The organism is Mesorhizobium sp. M0894, from assembly GCF_040319725.1.
Taxonomy (GTDB): domain Bacteria; phylum Pseudomonadota; class Alphaproteobacteria; order Rhizobiales; family Rhizobiaceae; genus Mesorhizobium.
This window is the reverse complement of sequence record NZ_JAMYOG010000011.1, coordinates 143,735-160,263: the sequence shown is the minus strand read 5'-3', so window position 1 is coordinate 160,263 and position 16,529 is coordinate 143,735. Positions and strand designations below refer to the sequence as shown.

Here is a 16,529-nt window from a genome sequence, read left to right as displayed (position 1 = left end):
AGGAGGAGCAAGCATGGGCTATGAAACCATCATCGTCGAGACCCGCGGCAAGGTCGGGCTGATTACGCTGAACCGGCCGCAAGCGCTCAATGCGCTGAATTCACAAGTGCTGGCGGAACTGGTTGCGTCGGTGAACAGCATGGGCGCAAATGCCGACATCGGCGCTATGGTCATCACTGGTTCGGAAAAGGCTTTCGCCGCAGGTGCCGATATCAAGGAAATGCAGTCGATCTCCTATGTGGATGCCTATCTGCAGGATTTCTTCGTCGGCTGGGAAGAATTTACGCGGGCACGAAAGCCGATCATCGCGGCGGTGGCGGGCTACGCTCTGGGCGGCGGCTGCGAACTGGCGATGATGTGCGATTTCATCATCGCCGCCGATACCGCCAAGTTTGGCCAACCCGAGATCACGCTGGGTGTCATGCCCGGCATGGGCGGATCGCAGCGCCTGACCCGCTTCGTCGGCAAGTCGAAGGCGATGGATATGTGCCTGACGGGGCGAATGATGGACGCAGCCGAGGCCGAGCGTTCCGGCCTGGTCTCGCGCGTCGTGCCAGCCGGCGAGTTGATCGAGGAAGCGCTTAAGGCAGCGGCCAAGATCGCCGGTTTTTCCTTGCCAGTGGTGATGATGGCGAAGGAGGCCGTCAACCGCGCCTATGAGACGACGCTCACCGAGGGCCTGCGGTTCGAGCGCCGGCTGTTTCATTCGCTGTTTGCGCTGGACGACCAGAAGGAAGGCATGGCGGCCTTCACCGGCAAGCGGAAGCCGAATTTCACGAACCGATGAGATGACGAAGGCACCGGCCAAAAAGAAAGCGCCGCAGCGTTGACGCGCCGGAAAAGCTGAACTATAAGCCGCACCAACCGAGGCGGCCCTGTGGCTGCCCGTTTGTTTTTTGCGCCCCGCGGTATCCCGCAAGCGCCCACCAGATCAGAAGAGAGGCACCATGGCCAATACCTCCTCGGCCAAAAAGGCAACGCGCAAGATCGCCCGTCGCGCAGCGATCAACAAGAACCGTCGCTCCCGCGTCCGGACCTACATCCGCCAGGTCGAAGAGGCGCTCGCGGCTGGCGACAAGGCGGCCGCACAGGCTGCCTTCAAGGTGGCCGAGCCGGAATTGATGCGGGCCGCGACCAAGGGCGTGGTGCACAAGAACACTGCATCGCGCAAGGTGTCGCGGCTGGCCCAACGGGTCAAGGTGCTGTCGGCCTAATATACCTTTTCCTGAACTGCGCTTCTTCAAACCCGGCCGATCGCGCCGGGTTTTTTCGTTTGCCGGCAAGTACTTAAAAGAAAGCCCGCAAAACGGCGCTCCGCGTGCATTTCAAAGTTCGAAATGCTTTGCCGGCATATACATGCCCGCTGATATTCGCAGCCTTCGAAACCGCCAATGCGAAAATTTCCGAGCGTCACAGATTACCGTTTCTTTTCAGCAGTTTACAGATGGTGATCCACAGCTTGTTCACATCGGCTGCGGTCGATAGGCGACAATTGGCTGTCAAGTGAATTATTTCAGAAAATTTCGCGTTGTGTGGCCTTTTTCATATTCGCCGGAAAAGGGTTTGAATCACAATGGCTTTGTCAAAATCAACTGTTGCGGCATGGCGTCCGAACCGTCCCTTGCTAGTCAGATTCCTTAAAAATCCGTTAGGGGTGGCCTTGCCCTATCCACAGCGATTTCGGTAATGTCTGTCCATCGAAGGGACGGGCCCTTGGCCCTTGACCAGCCTGAAACCGGCCAGCTCAAATTGGCAGAGTTTACAACGCGGATTCAACTCCGCGGACGGGGTTGGTTTGTCTTTTTGATACGGTAGGGGACTGGCGTAATTGTACATGGCAGGTCGACGGTGCGCCGGCGTTTTTCGCCGGACGGCATTTTATTGCCCTGACATGACCAAGGCGGATCGGCACTTCGGCGCCGGACCGATAACGAGGCGATTCATCAGCCGGCGGTGGCGATGGTGTCGCAGCGAAGACACGGTCGCCGGAAACATGGATGCAGGAGGCGCATCCCCGGCGGAAAACAGGTACAAGAGACAAGGAACTCGATCATGCAGAGCGGCGGCATCGAAAGGGAGCTTACGGGCGACCTCCCATTTCCTGGAACGTTAATCGGAAGGAACGACATGGCGGCTTCCAATGAAGCTGAACAGAAGTTCGATCGGGTCAAGGCCCAGCTGAAGGCGCGTCTGGGAACCGAGGTCTATTCGAGCTGGTTCGGGCGCATGAAGGTCGCTGAATCCTCCAAGGGCATTGTCCGCATCTCGGTGCCAACCGCATTCCTGCGTTCATGGATCAACGGCCACTATCTCGATCTCATCGCCGAGTTGTGGAAGCACGAGGATCCGGAGATCCTCAAGATCGAGATCGTCGTTCGCACCGCCACACGCCAGGGCCGCAACAGCGTCGAGCCGGAAGTGGCCCCGGCACGCAAGATGACCAGGCAGACGCAAACCGCTCTCTCTGCGGGCACGGCGAGCCCCAGCAGGGTCGAGCGGGTCCCGGCACCCCGCCCAGGAATGCCGGCAGAGACAGAGTTCCGGCACAATGTGCTCGGTTCGCCGCTCGATCCACGCTACACTTTCACCTCCTTCATCGAGGGACCATCGAACCGAGTGGCTTTTGCCGCTGCCAAGGCGGTCGCGGAATCACAGTCGAGCGCGGTGCGCTTCAATCCGCTCTTTCTTCACGCGACGGTTGGGCTGGGCAAGACGCATCTGTTGCAGGCGATCGCCGCAGAATCGCTGAAGCAGAACCCGAAATCGCGGGTCGTCTATCTGACGGCTGAATATTTCATGTGGCGGTTCGCCACCGCGATTCGCGACAACAACGCACTGACGCTGAAAGAACAGCTTCGCGACATCGACCTTCTCATCATCGACGACATGCAGTTCCTGCAGGGCAAGTCGATCCAGCATGAATTCTGCCATTTGATCAACATGCTGCTCGACAGCGCCAAGCAAGTGGTGGTCGCTGCCGACCGGCCGCCGTCGGAATTGGAGTCGCTGGAGCCGCGCGTCCGCTCGCGCCTCAACGGCGGCGTCGCGCTGGAAATGTCGGCCCCGGATTTCGCCATGCGCATCGGTATGCTCAAGCTCAGGCTTGCCACCGCCAAGCTCGACGATGTGTCGCTCGATATTTCCGAAGAGATCCTCAATCACGTTGCCCGCACGGTGACCGGCAGCGGGCGCGAGCTCGAAGGTGCCTTCAACCAGCTTTTGTTTCGCCAATCCTTCGAACCGCAGATCACCATCGACCGCATCGACGAGATCCTTGGCCACATCTATCGTTCCGGCGAGCCGAAGCGGGTGCGTATCGAGGACATTCAGCGCATCGTCGCACGCCATTACAACGTGTCGAAGACTGAACTTCTGTCCAACCGGCGCACACGCACCATCGTCAAGCCACGGCAGGTCGCCATGTACCTGTCGAAGGTGATGACGCCGCGCTCGCTGCCGGAGATCGGGCGGCGTTTCGGCGGCCGTGACCATACGACGGTGCTGCATGCCGTGCGCAAGATCGAGGATCTTTCAGGCGTCGACAACACACTGGCGCAGGAACTCGAATTGCTGAGAAGGCTGATCAACGACCAGGCCTGACGGCGCGAAAAACGCCGGCTCGCGGACTTCGGCCTTTTTATCCCCAGAAAGCCCGTGCAGCCGGCCCGAACCGGTGGCGCGGGCTTGCGTTTGCCAGGTTTTTCCTGTCAGTTTACGCAGATTCTGAGCCTGTTCAGACCTTTCGCGGGGCGCCGCTTGCCGGAGACCCGTTCATTCATTCAAGCGAGCCTGTTTCGTCATGCGTGTTATCCTGGAACGGTCAAATCTCCTGAAGTCGCTCAACCATGTTCACCGCGTGGTCGAGCGGCGCAACACCATTCCGATCCTGTCGAACGTGCTGCTCAGCGCCGAGGGGGCCAGCCTTGAAATGAAGGCGACCGACCTCGACCTGGAGGTGACCGAAGCAACGCCGGCAAAGGTCGAGCGTGGCGGGGCGACGACGGTTCCGGCGCATCTGCTCTACGACATCGTGCGCAAGCTTGCCGACGGCGCGGAGGTGGCGCTGAAGACCGACGAAGACGGCAACGCCATGACGGTGACGTCGGGGCGCTCGAGCTTCCGCCTGCAGTGCCTGCCGCAGTCCGACTTTCCCGAGCTTTCAGCCGGGTCGTTCTCGCATATTTTCCGGCTCGATTCCCTCGGGCTAAAGGGCCTCATCGAGAAGACCCAGTTCGCCATCTCGACCGAGGAGACGCGCTATTATCTGAACGGCATCTATCTGCACACGCACGAGGCAGGCGGCAAGCTGAAGCTGCGCTCGGTCGCGACCGACGGCCATCGGCTGGCGCGCGCCGAGATCGACGCACCAGCGGGCTCCGAGGGCATGCCTGGCGTCATCATCCCGCGAAAGACGGTCAGCGAGTTGCAGAAGCTGGTCGACGACCCCGACATTGCGGTGACCACCGAGCTGTCGGACACCAAGATCCGTTTCACCATCGGCAGCGTCATCTTGACCTCCAAGCTGATCGACGGCACTTTCCCGGACTACCAGCGCGTCATTCCGACCGGCAACGACAAGAAGCTGATCATCGATCGTCAGAGTTTCGCCGCTGCCGTCGATCGCGTTTCGACCATTTCGTCCGAACGCGGCCGGGCTGTAAAGCTTTCGATCGCCGAAGGCCAGGTCACGCTTGCAGTCAACAATCCGGATTCAGGCAGCGCCACCGAAGAACTGGCAGCCGACTATTCGTCCGATCCGATCGAAATCGGCTTCAACGCCAAATACCTGCTCGACGTTGCCGCGCAACTGACCGGCACGGAGGCGAAGTTCATGCTGGCGGATGCCGGATCCCCGACACTGATCCACGACATGGCCGACGAGACCGCGCTCTACGTGTTGATGCCGATGCGGGTGTAGGGCCCGAACGAGGCCATCTGCTGTCGTGACCAGATTTGCAAACCCGCGGCAGACTTACATAAGTAAGCTTACACTTACGAATTTCCGCAATTATGCGGCGTTGGCAATCGACCTTGATCCCGGCGCTGTGGTTTTCTCCGGCGACAATGGCGCCGGCAAGACCAATCTGCTTGAAGCGATCTCGCTGCTCACGCCAGGCCGCGGCCTGCGCCGCGCACCCTATGCCGAGGTGGCGCGCGAAGGCGGCGACGGTGGCTTTGCGCTGCATGCCCGGCTTGACGGGCCGGACGGCCAGGTCGAGATCGGTACCGGGATTGCAGGCAGCGACAGCGAAGGCGGCAGGCGGGTGCGGATCAACGGCGCGGCGGCGCGCTCAGCCGAAGACATGCTGGAATGGCTGCGCGTGGTCTGGCTGACACCGGCCATGGACGGCCTGTTCCCCGGGCCAGCCGCCGACCGTCGGCGCTTCCTCGACCGACTGGTGCTGGCGATCGACCCCGGCCACGGCCAGCGCGCGCTTGACTACGAAAAGGCAATGCGCGGCCGCAACAGGCTGCTCGCCGACGGTTCGCGCGACGGTGCCTGGTTCGATGCCATCGAGATGCAAATGGCGGAGACCGGCGTGGCAATTGCCGCGGCGCGTGCCGAACTGGTGCGCCTGCTCGCCGCCATGATCGACCGTCTGCCCGGCGACGGACCGTTTCCGCAAGCCGACATCGGCATCTCGGGGGAACTGGAAGGCGAAGTCGGCATTTCGCCGGCCGTCGACGTCGAGGAACGGTTCCGTCGTGCGCTTGCCCAAGGGCGCGACCGTGACCGCACCGCCGGACGCACGCTCGACGGCCCGCACCGTTCCGATCTCGTGGTGCGCCACCGGCCCAAGGCAATGCCGGCCGAACTCTGCTCGACCGGCGAGCAGAAGGCGCTGCTGGTCGGCATTGTCTTGTCGCATGCACGGCTAACCGGCGAGATGTCGGGCATGACGCCGATCCTGCTGCTCGACGAGATCGCCGCCCATCTCGACGGCGGCCGGCGCGCGGCCTTGTTCTCGATCCTGGAGGAGCTGAACTGCCAGGCTTTCATGACCGGGACCGATGCCGCGTTGTTTGACAGCCTCAAGGGACGCGCGCAGTTCCTGACCGTCGATCACGGCAAGGTCAGGCCGACCATCTGAACTTCGTCCATGACGCATTTCTGAGCCGCATGCATTGACGCCTGACAAGTTTTTTCCTCCGTTATATGGTCCGGCGATGATCACAGCCGCCCTCACCGACGAAGAGCTCGAACGCTACGCCCGCCACATCGTGCTGCCCGAAATCGGCGGCGCCGGCCAGCAGCGGCTAAAGCGGGCGCGGGTGCTGGTCATCGGCGCCGGCGGGTTGGGAGCGCCGGTGCTCGAATATCTCGCCGCCGCAGGGATTGGCACACTCGGTATCGTCGACGACGACATCGTTTCGCTTTCCAACCTGCAACGACAAGTGATCCACGCCACGGGCGATGTCGGCATGGCGAAAACCGACAGCGCCAAGGCGGCGATCATCCGCATCAATCCAAACGTCGTCGTGGAAGAGCACAATTTCAGGCTGACCGCGGACAACGCCCCTGCCCTCATCGCCGATTATGACATCGTCGTTGACGGCTCCGACAATTTCGAGACGCGCTACGCCGTGGCCGACGCCTGCGCCGCCGAAAGCCGGCCGCTCGTCCATGCCGCCGTTGGCCGCTTCGACGGCTCGGTCACGGTGCTGAAGCCGTTCGAAACCGGTCCGGACGGCACGTTGAACCCAAGCTACCGCGATCTTTTTCCCGAAGCGCCGCCGCCGGGACTGGTGTCGTCCTGCGCGGTGGCCGGCATTGTCGGCGCGCTGAGCGGGGTCATCGGCACGCTGCAAGCCATGGAGGCAATCAAGCTGATCACCGGGATTGGCGAGCCGCTGGTCGGGCGACTGCTGCTCTACGATGCACTGGCGGCACGCTTCGACACGATCCGCTACAAGCGAACTAGCCGGTGAGCCTGCCTGCCGACGTTTCCATTGTGCAGCTTGCGGCCGACTTCGATCGTTGGGACGAGGTCTTGGCACTGGTCATGCGCGCCTTCGCCTTCATGGAAGACGTTATTGATCCGCCGTCCTCGGCGCATCGGCTCACTGTCGAAAATCTTAGGGCTAAAGCGCTGGAGGAGGCAGGATTCCTGGCGCTGAAGGAAAGCGAGATCGTCGGTTGCGTCTTCATCCTGGAGCGGGCAGACGACCTCTATGTCGGAAAGCTCGCGGTTGTGCCGGCTCTTCAGGGACAAGGCATCGGAAAGCGGCTGATGCAGGCTGTCGAAGATCTTGCCCGTAGCCACAACCGGGCCGCCATCGAGCTCCAGACCCGGGTCGAACTGACCGGAAACCACGCTGCCTTCGCCCGCCTCGGCTTTCGCGAAACCGAACGGACAGCGCACAAGGGCTACGACCGGCCGACCTCAATCACCATGCGCAAGGCGCTTTCGTAAGCCAACACTATCCAAAGACGAACGCGTGGTTGCCGCGGCAAGGCCATGCCGGCATGATGGCAGGTCACGCCCGCAGCGGCAGCACGCGGTCGGGCGGACGATGGCCATCGAAGAAGGCGCGGATGTTGATGATCACCTTCTCACCCATGTCGATGCGGCCTTCGAGCGTCGCCGAGCCCATATGCGGCAACAGCACGACCTTGCCTTTGTGGGCGAGCTTCAGAAGCTTGCTGTTCAGCGCCGGCTCGTGCTCGTAGACGTCGAGGCCGGCGCCGGCGATCTTGCCGTCATGGATGAGCTTGACCAGCGATTCCTCATCGATGATATCGCCGCGCGCGGTGTTGACTATGTAAGCGGACGGTTGCAGAAGCGCCAGCCGCCGTGCCGAAAGCAGGTGGAAGGTTGCCGGTGTCGATGGGCAATTGACCGAGATAATGTCCATACGGGCAAGCATCTGGTCGAGGCTTTCCCAATATGTGGCTTCCAACTCGTCCTCGATTGCCGGCAGCACGCGGTGGCGGTTGTGGTAGTGGATCGAGAGGCCAAAGGCCTTGGCGCGCCTGGCGACGGCGGTGCCGATGCGACCCATGCCGACAATGCCGAGCCGTTTGCCCCAGATGCGACGGCCGAGCATCCAGGTCGGCGACCAGCCCGCCCATTTCTTGTCCCCGGTCAGCACGTTGGCGCCTTCGGCCAGCCGTCGCGGCACGGCCAGCATCAGCGCCATGGTCATGTCGGCCGTATCTTCGGTCAGCACGTTCGGCGTATTGGTGACGGTGATGCCTTTCTTGGCCGCTGCCGCAACGTCGATCTTGTCGACGCCATTGCCGAAATTGGCGATCAGCTTGAGGTTGTCGCCGGCTTGGGCAATCAGCGCCGCGTCGATATTATCGGTTACGGTCGGCACCAGCACGTCAGCCTCCTTGACCGCCGCCACCAGTTCCGGCTGCGTCATCGGCCTGTCCTCGACATTCAACCGGGCGTCGAACAACTCGCGCATGCGGGTCTCGACCGGGTCGGGCAACTTGCGCGTGATGACGACGAGGGGCTTCTTTTTGCCTGCCATTGTTTCCTCGAACCCGATCTCGTTGAGACCTCTTTAACCAAGAACGGCGAAACTGAGAGCCGATCGCGGTACCGGTCATCCATGTAACAAGTGGTTCCGCCGAAGACAAAGAAAAAGGGGCGCGAAGGCCGATGGGCCGGCGCCGAAAGGAACGAAAGTGTCTGGTTTCGCGTCGCTCCGCCTGACCCTCAGTGCAGCATTCCTCGGCGCTCTCATCCATAGCCCACTGGTGATGGCGCAAAGTGCCGCGGCCCCCGCCCAGAGCGTCACGCTCGGACCAAGCGGCTTGCCGCTGCCGCGCTTCGTCAGCCTGAAATCCGGCCGCGTCAACTCGCGCGTCGGGCCGGGCGTCAACTATTCCGTCGATTGGATGTACATGAAACCAGGCCTGCCGATGGAGATCATCCAGGAGTTCGATACATGGCGCCGCGTGCGCGATGCCGACGGCTCGGAAGGCTGGATCAATCAGTCGCTGCTTTCGGGCCGCCGCACGGCGATCGTCGCCCCCTGGCAGCGCGGCAAGGACGCCCGCATCAACCTCCTCGACGACCCGGCAAAAGATGCAAGCGTCATCGCGATCCTCGAACCGGGGGTGATGGGCACGATCAAGTCCTGCGATGGCCAATGGTGCGAAATGACCTTCGACGGCCATACCGGCTGGCTCGCCCAGTCGCTCGTCTGGGGCGCCTATCCCGGCGAAAAGGTCAAGAACTGACGCTTCCGAACCGGAGGTCAGGCCAGCGCTGCAAGCACCGGATCCGGCATTTTGTTTCGCTGTTCTTCAATTCGGGGATGATCTAGCCGCCGATGCGGCCGAGATGGGTATCCTGGAAACTGCTCGACAGCTTCAAGCCATAGCCCAGGGCGCGGTCGATGGCGATGTGGGCGATCCAGATCAGCGCAACGGATGTCGCCAATGCATTGTCAAAGACGCTGCCGAAAAGCGCCAGCAGAACGGGCAAGACCAGTATGTGCAAGGTGTTGTAGGCGACGGCCCCGACGCGCGGCCCGGCCATGTAACCCAGGATCGACAGGTCGGGCGCCAGAACGAGCACTGCAAATAGCCACCAGGAAGCACCGGCCATTGCATAGAAGACAAGAGCCGCCACCGCGACGGCGACCCATTCGAGCCGGAGCGTCAAATCCAGGAAATTCATAAGGCGCCGGTCAGTCGCAGCGTTTCGGACGCAGTCTCACCACGATATCGACATTGGCGATCTCCATGCCTTCCGGCGGTTCCGGCAGGTTGGAAACCGTCACCGGGCCGCTGTCGATATCGAAGATCCTGTTTTCGCCCTCGATATAGAAATGATGGTGATCGGAGGTGTTGGTGTCGAAATAGGTCTTCGATCCCTCGACGGCAAGGATGCGCAAAAGGCCAGCCTGGGTGAACTGGTGCAGAGCATTGTAGACGGTGGCCAGAGACACCGGCACGCCGGCGGCAAGCGCTTCCTCGTGCAGTTCCTCGGCCGAAAGGTGGCGGTCGCCCTTGGCGAAAAGCAGATCGGCCAGCGCGATACGCTGGCGTGTCGGCCTCAGACCGGCTTCGCGAACCCGCTTGTCCACAGCGACATTATCCTTCCGGCAACCCAGATCCATCTATCCGTCGCGCCCACAGTTCCGTCTCAGACACGTCCAAAATGGCAGAAATAGAGCATCTGCCGAAATTGGACGTGTCCTGACATATATTCTGTCGGCCGAATGCGATCAATAGCGCGCATTGACCCGGGCAGACGGGCAGGTTAAGCGCAAACGCCGGTTTCCGGCCTGAAACAGATTGTGTTAGGAAACCACCAGCATGGGCGCCTATCGCCCGGGACGATCACGGGGACGAGATTGATGGCGGGTTCGAAATCCAGCTACGGTTACGAGGAATTGCTTGCCTGCGCCCGCGGCGAGCTGTTCGGACCGGGAAATGCGCAACTGCCCTATCCGCCGATGCTGATGTTCGACCGCATCACCGAGATCAGCGAAACCGGCGGTGCGTTCGACAAGGGTTTCATCCGCGCAGAACTCGATATCAAGCCGGATTTGTGGTTTTTCGCCTGCCATTTCATCGGCAATCCGATCATGCCGGGATGCCTGGGCCTGGACGCCATGTGGCAGTTGACGGGGTTCTACCTTGGATGGCTCGGCGAACCCGGCAAGGGAATGGCGCTGTCGACGGGTGAGGTGAGATTCAAAGGCATGGTCACGCCTTCGATAAAGAAGGTGGAGTATGGCGTCGACTTCAAGCGAGTGATGCGCGGTCGGCTTGTGCTTGGCATCGCCGATGGCTGGCTGAAGGCAGATGGCGAGCCCATATATGCGGCAACGGATCTGAAGGTCGGTCTGTCCAAGCAATCGGCCGCCGGCTGAGCGAAGACCAACAGTGCCACGTCTTGGACATCTAAAGGACGCTGTAGCACTTTAATTTGCGCATGGTTCCGTTCCGGAAACTTAATCAGGTTTCGGAGGTCCGTGCTGGAAGGAGTTGCGAATGAGACGGGTCGTAGTCACAGGTCTCGGCATCGTGTCGTCGATCGGCAACAATGCCAACGAGGTGCAGGCCTCCTTGCATGATGCCAGGTCCGGCATCAGCTTTTCCGACTCTTTCGCCGAGCATGGCTTCCGTTGCCGGGTGTGGGGAGCGCCGACGCTGGATCCGTCGGGAATGATCGACCGTCGCGCTATGCGCTTCCTGTCGCAAGGTGCTGCCTGGAACCATGTCGCGATGGACCAGGCGATCGCAGACGCCGGCCTCGACGAGACCGACATCACCAACGAGCGCACCGGCATCGTGATGGGCTCCGGCGGACCGTCGACCCGTGCAATCGTCGAAGCGGCCGAGACGACGATCAAGAACGGCAGTCCCAAGCGGATCGGTCCCTTCGCGGTGCCAAAGGCGATGTCGTCGACCGCTTCAGCGACGCTTGCCACTTGGTTCAAGATCCACGGCGTCAACTATTCGATCTCATCGGCCTGCTCGACGTCAGCGCATTGCATCGGCAATGGCTACGAGCTGATCCAGTGGGGGAAGCAGGACATCGTCTTCGCCGGCGGTCATGAGGATCTCGACTGGACGATGTCGGATCTGTTCGATGCCATGGGCGCCATGTCGTCCAAGTTCAACGACAGGGCATCAGTCGCCTCGCGCGCCTACGACGTCGATCGCGACGGTTTCGTCATTGCCGGCGGCGCCGGCGTGCTGATTCTTGAAGAGCTCGAGCATGCCAAGGCACGCGGCGCCAAGATCTATGCCGAGATCATCGGCTATGGCGCCACCTCCGACGGCTACGACATGGTGGCGCCGTCGGGCGAAGGCGCGGCTCGCTGCATGAAGCAGGCGCTCGCAACGGTGTCCTCGCCGGTCGACTACATCAATACGCACGGCACCTCGACGCCGGTTGGCGACTCCAAGGAAATGGGCGCCATCCGCGAGGTGTTCGGCGAGAAGATGCCTTTCATCACGTCGACCAAATCGCTGACCGGTCATTCGCTGGGTGCGGCCGGCGTGCAGGAATCGATCTACTCGATCCTGATGATGCAAGGCGGCTTTATCGGCGAGAGCGCCCACATTGACAACCTCGATCCGGAATTCGAAGGCATGCCGATCGTGCGCAAGCGCATCGACGAAGCCAGGATCGACACCGTTTTGTCCAATTCGTTCGGTTTCGGTGGCACCAACGCTACGCTGATTTTCCAGCGCTATTCCGCATAAGGATTTGCCGACCATGGACGGATTGATGAAGGGCAAGCGCGGGCTTGTCATGGGCGTCGCCAACGATCATTCGATCGCCTGGGGCATCGCCCGCAAACTGTCCGAACATGGCGCGGATCTCGCCTTCACCTATCAGGGTGAGGCCTTCGGGCGCCGCGTCAAGCCGCTCGCCGAGAAACTGGGCGCATCGCTGGTGGTGCCTTGCGACGTCGAGGACAGCGCATCGGTCGCCGCGACTTTCGAGACTTTGGGCAAGGCGTGGGGCGGGCTGGATTTCGTCGTCCATGCCATCGGCTTTTCCGACAAGAACGAGCTGAAAGGCCTCTACGCCGACACCAGCCGCGACAACTTCATCCGCACCATGGTGATCTCCTGCTACTCCTTCACCGAGGTCGCCCGTCACGCCGCCACGTTGATGAAGGATAGCGGTTCGATGATCACGCTGACCTATGCCGGTTCGGTCCGCGTCATGCCGAACTACAACGTCATGGGCGTCGCCAAGGCCGGGCTGGAGGCCAGCGTCCGCTATCTAGCCAACGACTACGGCCCGCGCGGCATCAGGGTGAACGGCATATCGGCTGGACCGGTGCGGACGCTTGCCGGCGCCGGGATTTCCGACGCACGCCACATGTTCTCCTACCAGCAGCGCAACTCGCCGCTACGCCGCACGGTGACAATCGACGAAGTCGGCGGCTCAGCGCTCTATCTGCTGTCCGATCTGTCCTCCGGCGTCACCGGCGAAATCCACTATGTCGATTCCGGCTATCACATCGTGTCCATGCCGACGCTTGACGAGTTGAAGCAAACCGACGGCGGGCGGGAATAGCGCGAGCGACGTGTCGCCGGCTTGCCCCGCAGCGTTTCAGCGTCGCGCCGAGAAGACCTTGAACATGCCGTCGCGGGCGAGCTCCGCATGGCTGGAGAAGGCGGCCGCCAGCACCGGTTCGTAGGGAAGCTGACGGTTCGCCACCATGAACAGCCGGCCGCCCGGCTTCAGCGCCTTGCCTGCCGCGCGGATCATGCCGGCACCGATTTCGGGCTCAGTCGCCCGGCTGCGGTGAAAGGGCGGGTTCATGGCGATCACATCGTAGCGGTGCTCGACCGGCTCGCTCAAAAGATCTATCCAGAAGAAACGTGGCTCCAGGCCTGTGTTGCCGACATTGACCTTCGCCGCCTCCAGCGCCTCGAAATCCGCTTCGTAAAGGTCAAGCGCCGATATGCCGGGTGAGCGGGCGGCGACTTCGGCGGCGACATAGCCCCAACCGGCACAGAAATCCGCAACGCTGCCACGCAGATCGTTGGGCAGATTTTCGACCAGCAGCTTCGATCCGGCATCGATCTTGTCGAACGAAAACATGCCTGGGGCCGTGCGGAAGCGGTCCTCGACCACCAAGTCCGGATTGGCGGCGCGAAGCGTTGCCGCGGCAACGGTATCGGCCGGCCGGCGAAACCAGAAGGCAATGCCGTGATGCTTCGGCAGGTGGCCTTCGGGCGGCACAAGGGCGCCGACATGCTTGCGCAGGCTGGCGATACCATCGTCCTTACCGCCGGCGACGACGATCAACCCGCCTGATGCCACGTGCTCGATCGCTTCTGCGACGCGCAACTCGTTTTGTCCGCGATGCCGGCCAGCGAGCACTAGCGCCGCGTCGAAAGCCTTGCCTTCCACTTGCGGCGTGACGGTGAAGCCGGACGCCTGCAAGGCGCGAAAATGCGGCCTGAAGCCTTGGACGAGATGAAGCTTGGCATCGAAGCCTTCGAGCAAGCGAAAGCCGGGCTCGGCACCGAGAAAAAGAATACGTTCATCCTTTCGCGGCAGGGAAACGGTCCCGGCCTCGAAAGGATGGAAAAGCGTCTTCAGCGGCTCGGCGGACATTCACCACTCTTGAACTGCAAGGCTGTTGTTGAAATGCAAACGGGCGCGACCTTCCGGCGCGCCCGCTTCGATTGCTTTATGCGTTCGACGGAACGCAACCCCGCTTAGGCGGCGTTTTCTTCGCCTTCGCTCTTCTTATCGCGGGCGATTTCCTTGCCGGTGGCCTGGTCGACGACCTTCATCGACAGGCGGACCTTGCCGCGCTCGTCGAAGCCCATCAGCTTGACCCAGACCTTGTCGCCTTCCTTGACCACATCGGAGGTCTTGGCGACGCGATCATTGGCGAGCTGCGAGATGTGGACGAGGCCGTCACGCGGACCGAAGAAGTTGACGAAAGCGCCGAAGTCGGCGGTCTTGACGACCGTGCCTTCGTAGATTTCACCGACTTCCGGCTCGGCGACGATGGTGTGGATCCACTTCTTCGCCGCCTCGATTTCCTTGGCGTTGGCCGAAGCGATCTTGACCGTGCCGTCATCCTCGATGTTGATCTTGGCGCCGGTCTTTTCGACGATCTCGCGGATGACCTTGCCGCCCGAGCCGATCACGTCGCGGATCTTGTCGGTCGGGATGTGCATGACCTCGATGCGCGGCGCGAACTCGCCGAGCTCGGCACGCGCGCCGGACAGCGCATGGGCCATTTCGCCGAGAATGTGCTGACGGCCATCCTTGGCCTGGTCGAGGGCGATCTTCATGATCTCCTCGGTGATGCCCTCGATCTTGATGTCCATCTGCAGCGAGGTGATGCCGTAGGCGGTGCCGGCAACCTTGAAATCCATGTCGCCGAGGTGGTCCTCGTCGCCGAGGATATCGGAGAGCACGGCGAAGCGCTCGCCTTCCTTGATCAGGCCCATCGCAATGCCGGCGACCGGCTTGGCCAGCGGCACACCGGCATCCATCAGCGCCAGCGAGGTGCCGCAGACGGTAGCCATCGAGGACGAGCCGTTGGACTCGGTGATCTCCGAAACGACGCGCAACGTATAGGGGAACTGGTCGGCGGTCGGCAGCATCGGCCGGATGGCGCGCCAGGCGAGCTTGCCGTGGCCGATTTCGCGGCGGCCGGGCGAACCCATACGGCCCGTTTCACCGACCGAATAGGGAGGGAAATTGTAGTGCAGGAGGAACTTCTCCTTGTACATGCCGGTCAGCGAATCGACATACTGCTCGTCCTCGCCGGTGCCGAGCGTGGCGACGACCAGCGCCTGGGTCTCGCCGCGAGTGAACAGCGCCGAGCCGTGTGTGCGCGGCAGGACGCCGACTTCCGAGACGATCTTGCGGACCGTCTTCAGGTCGCGGCCGTCGATGCGCGAGCCGGTGTCGAGGATGTTCCAGCGCACGACCTTGGCCTGGAGTTCCTTGAACACGGTGCCGATCTGTTCGGACGTGTATTTGGCCTCTTCGCCTTCTGCCGGCGCAAACGCGGCCTTGACCTTCGCCTTGACGGCGTCGACGGCGGCATAGCGCTTCTGCTTGTCGGTGATCTTGTAGGCATCGCGAAGCTCGCCTTCGACGATCTTGAGCATCTCGGCTTCAAGCGCGGAATAGTCCGGCGCGGTGAAATCGCGCGGGTCCTTGGCGGCGACTTCGGCCAGCTTGATGATCGCGTCGATCACCGGCTGGAAGCCCCTGTGGCCGAACATGACGGCGCCGAGCATCAGATCCTCGCCGAGTTCCTTGGCTTCGGACTCGACCATCAGCACGGCGTCGGCGGTGCCGGCGACGACCAGGTCGAGCTTCGATTCCTGCATCTCGTCGACATGCGGGTTGAGCACGTATTCGCCGTTAATGTAGCCAACGCGGGCGCCACCAACCGGGCCCATGAACGGCACGCCGGACAAGGTCAGTGCGGCGGAGGTGGCGACGATCGACAGGATGTCCGGATCATTTTCGAGATCGTGCTGGACGACGGTGACAACGATCTGGGTGTCGTTCTTGTAGCCTTCGGCGAAGAGCGGGCGGATCGGGCGGTCAATCAGGCGGGAAACCAGCGTTTCCTTCTCGCTCGGACGGCCTTCACGCTTGAAATAGCCACCCGGGATCTTGCCGGCGGCGTAAGTCTTTTCCTGGTAGTTGACCGTCAGGGGAAAGAAATCGAGGCCGGGCTTCGGCTCTTTCATCGAGACGACGGTGGCGAGAACCTTGGTTTCGCCATAGGTGGCCAGCACCGCGCCGTCAGCCTGACGTGCGATCTTGCCGGTTTCGAGAATGAGCGGACGGCCGCCCCATTCGATTTCCACTTTGTGGTAATTGAACATATCTTGTCCTTCGTATGCGGAAAGGGCCGCGCCGTTGCAGCGTGCGCGGATGCCCCTTTCCCTTGGCTTCCTTTCTCGGGCAGCCACGGGCAAGACAACGGGAAGCTCGGCTATTCGGCGCATTTGCCGCGCGAGCGTCCTGCAATCCTGCCCCATGACCGTCCATGGGCGGTTTCGAGTGGCCCTCTGCTGTTTCGAAACCGGGTTGGCCAATCGATCC

The 16,529-nt window shown here is 61.9% G+C and carries 16 protein-coding genes; 11 read left to right on the top strand and 5 right to left on the bottom strand.

Annotation, left to right across the window (positions count from 1 at the left end; translation table 11 throughout):
• The first annotated feature begins 13 nt into the window (after positions 1-13).
• The 7 genes from NKH91_RS21630 to NKH91_RS21600 all read left to right on the top strand — a co-directional run bounded on the left by NKH91_RS21630 (position 14) and on the right by NKH91_RS21600 (position 7,415).
• Positions 14-787: an enoyl-CoA hydratase gene (locus NKH91_RS21630; RefSeq protein ID WP_352884985.1), complete on the top strand. Its 774-nt coding sequence runs from the start codon at positions 14-16 to the stop codon at positions 785-787.
• A 160-nt stretch (positions 788-947) separates the two neighbouring features.
• Positions 948-1,214, top strand: a complete 267-nt coding sequence (gene rpsT, locus NKH91_RS21625) for a 30S ribosomal protein S20 (protein WP_023676922.1) — start codon at positions 948-950, stop codon at positions 1,212-1,214.
• An 838-nt stretch (positions 1,215-2,052) separates the two neighbouring features.
• Positions 2,053-3,600, top strand: a complete 1,548-nt coding sequence (dnaA, locus tag NKH91_RS21620) for a chromosomal replication initiator protein DnaA (protein WP_031194174.1) — start codon at positions 2,053-2,055, stop codon at positions 3,598-3,600.
• A gap of 199 nt (positions 3,601-3,799) precedes the next feature.
• Positions 3,800-4,918, top strand: a complete 1,119-nt coding sequence (gene dnaN, locus NKH91_RS21615) for a DNA polymerase III subunit beta (protein ID WP_023719546.1) — start codon at positions 3,800-3,802, stop codon at positions 4,916-4,918.
• Positions 4,919-4,943: 25 nt separating this feature from the next.
• Entirely contained in the window at positions 4,944-6,092 is a 1,149-nt protein-coding gene (recF, locus tag NKH91_RS21610; RefSeq protein WP_352493777.1) for a DNA replication/repair protein RecF, read from the top strand.
• A gap of 76 nt (positions 6,093-6,168) precedes the next feature.
• A complete protein-coding gene (locus NKH91_RS21605) occupies positions 6,169-6,930 on the top strand; it encodes a molybdopterin-synthase adenylyltransferase MoeB (protein WP_352884987.1) in 762 nt (253 codons plus the stop codon).
• Positions 6,927-7,415, top strand: a complete 489-nt coding sequence (locus tag NKH91_RS21600) for a GNAT family N-acetyltransferase (protein WP_352884989.1) — start codon at positions 6,927-6,929, stop codon at positions 7,413-7,415. The genes NKH91_RS21605 and NKH91_RS21600 overlap by 4 nt, the downstream gene beginning before the upstream one ends.
• 64 nt (positions 7,416-7,479) lie before the next feature.
• Here NKH91_RS21600 and NKH91_RS21595 read toward each other — a convergent pair whose 3' ends face one another.
• The gene (locus tag NKH91_RS21595) at positions 7,480-8,481 is read right to left on the bottom strand and encodes a 2-hydroxyacid dehydrogenase (protein ID WP_352470076.1); all 1,002 of its coding nucleotides are present in this window, start codon (positions 8,479-8,481) and stop codon (positions 7,480-7,482) included.
• A gap of 157 nt (positions 8,482-8,638) precedes the next feature.
• Between NKH91_RS21595 and NKH91_RS21590 the strand changes: the two genes are divergently transcribed.
• The gene (locus NKH91_RS21590) at positions 8,639-9,196 is read left to right on the top strand and encodes an SH3 domain-containing protein (protein ID WP_023719551.1); all 558 of its coding nucleotides are present in this window, start codon (positions 8,639-8,641) and stop codon (positions 9,194-9,196) included.
• Between the two features lie 82 nt (positions 9,197-9,278).
• On the opposite strand, the gene NKH91_RS21585 is transcribed toward NKH91_RS21590, so the two are convergent.
• Positions 9,279-9,638 carry a DUF4260 domain-containing protein gene (locus tag NKH91_RS21585; protein WP_023719552.1) on the bottom strand — a complete coding sequence of 120 codons (360 nt, stop codon included), beginning with the start codon at positions 9,636-9,638 and terminating at the stop codon, positions 9,279-9,281.
• Positions 9,639-9,648: 10 nt separating this feature from the next.
• Positions 9,649-10,080: an iron response transcriptional regulator IrrA gene (gene irrA, locus NKH91_RS21580; protein ID WP_023676913.1), complete on the bottom strand. Its 432-nt coding sequence runs from the start codon at positions 10,078-10,080 to the stop codon at positions 9,649-9,651.
• Positions 10,081-10,320: 240 nt separating this feature from the next.
• Between irrA and fabA the strand changes: the two genes are divergently transcribed.
• The 3 genes from fabA to fabI all read left to right on the top strand — a co-directional run bounded on the left by fabA (position 10,321) and on the right by fabI (position 13,007).
• A complete protein-coding gene (gene fabA / locus NKH91_RS21575) occupies positions 10,321-10,839 on the top strand; it encodes a 3-hydroxyacyl-[acyl-carrier-protein] dehydratase FabA (protein WP_352884990.1) in 519 nt (172 codons plus the stop codon).
• A 121-nt stretch (positions 10,840-10,960) separates the two neighbouring features.
• On the top strand, positions 10,961-12,181 hold the full coding sequence (fabB, locus tag NKH91_RS21570) for a beta-ketoacyl-ACP synthase I (RefSeq protein WP_352884991.1): 1,221 nt from the start codon (positions 10,961-10,963) through the stop codon (positions 12,179-12,181).
• A gap of 13 nt (positions 12,182-12,194) precedes the next feature.
• A complete protein-coding gene (gene fabI / locus NKH91_RS21565) occupies positions 12,195-13,007 on the top strand; it encodes an enoyl-ACP reductase FabI (protein ID WP_023719555.1) in 813 nt (270 codons plus the stop codon).
• Between the two features lie 36 nt (positions 13,008-13,043).
• Here fabI and NKH91_RS21560 read toward each other — a convergent pair whose 3' ends face one another.
• Positions 13,044-14,057, bottom strand: a complete 1,014-nt coding sequence (locus NKH91_RS21560; protein ID WP_352483235.1) for a class I SAM-dependent methyltransferase — start codon at positions 14,055-14,057, stop codon at positions 13,044-13,046.
• 104 nt (positions 14,058-14,161) lie between these two features.
• Positions 14,162-16,309 (bottom strand): polyribonucleotide nucleotidyltransferase, encoded by a 2,148-nt coding sequence (gene pnp, locus NKH91_RS21555; protein WP_023719557.1) that lies wholly within the window; start codon positions 16,307-16,309, stop codon positions 14,162-14,164.
• Positions 16,310-16,529 lie beyond the last annotated feature (220 nt).

Coding starts and splice junctions, on each gene's coding strand:
- NKH91_RS21595 (WP_352470076.1), bottom strand. CDS start 8,481: ATGGCAGGCAAAAAGAAGCCCCTCGTCGTCATCACGCGCAAGTTGCCC.
- NKH91_RS21560 (WP_352483235.1), bottom strand. CDS start 14,057: ATGTCCGCCGAGCCGCTGAAGACGCTTTTCCATCCTTTCGAGGCCGGG.
- irrA (WP_023676913.1), bottom strand. CDS start 10,080: ATGGATCTGGGTTGCCGGAAGGATAATGTCGCTGTGGACAAGCGGGTT.
- rpsT (WP_023676922.1), top strand. CDS start 948: ATGGCCAATACCTCCTCGGCCAAAAAGGCAACGCGCAAGATCGCCCGT.
- NKH91_RS21585 (WP_023719552.1), bottom strand. CDS start 9,638: ATGAATTTCCTGGATTTGACGCTCCGGCTCGAATGGGTCGCCGTCGCG.
- pnp (WP_023719557.1), bottom strand. CDS start 16,309: ATGTTCAATTACCACAAAGTGGAAATCGAATGGGGCGGCCGTCCGCTC.
- dnaN (WP_023719546.1), top strand. CDS start 3,800: ATGCGTGTTATCCTGGAACGGTCAAATCTCCTGAAGTCGCTCAACCAT.
- NKH91_RS21630 (WP_352884985.1), top strand. CDS start 14: ATGGGCTATGAAACCATCATCGTCGAGACCCGCGGCAAGGTCGGGCTG.
- fabI (WP_023719555.1), top strand. CDS start 12,195: ATGGACGGATTGATGAAGGGCAAGCGCGGGCTTGTCATGGGCGTCGCC.
- NKH91_RS21605 (WP_352884987.1), top strand. CDS start 6,169: ATGATCACAGCCGCCCTCACCGACGAAGAGCTCGAACGCTACGCCCGC.
- fabA (WP_352884990.1), top strand. CDS start 10,321: ATGGCGGGTTCGAAATCCAGCTACGGTTACGAGGAATTGCTTGCCTGC.
- fabB (WP_352884991.1), top strand. CDS start 10,961: ATGAGACGGGTCGTAGTCACAGGTCTCGGCATCGTGTCGTCGATCGGC.
- dnaA (WP_031194174.1), top strand. CDS start 2,053: ATGCAGAGCGGCGGCATCGAAAGGGAGCTTACGGGCGACCTCCCATTT.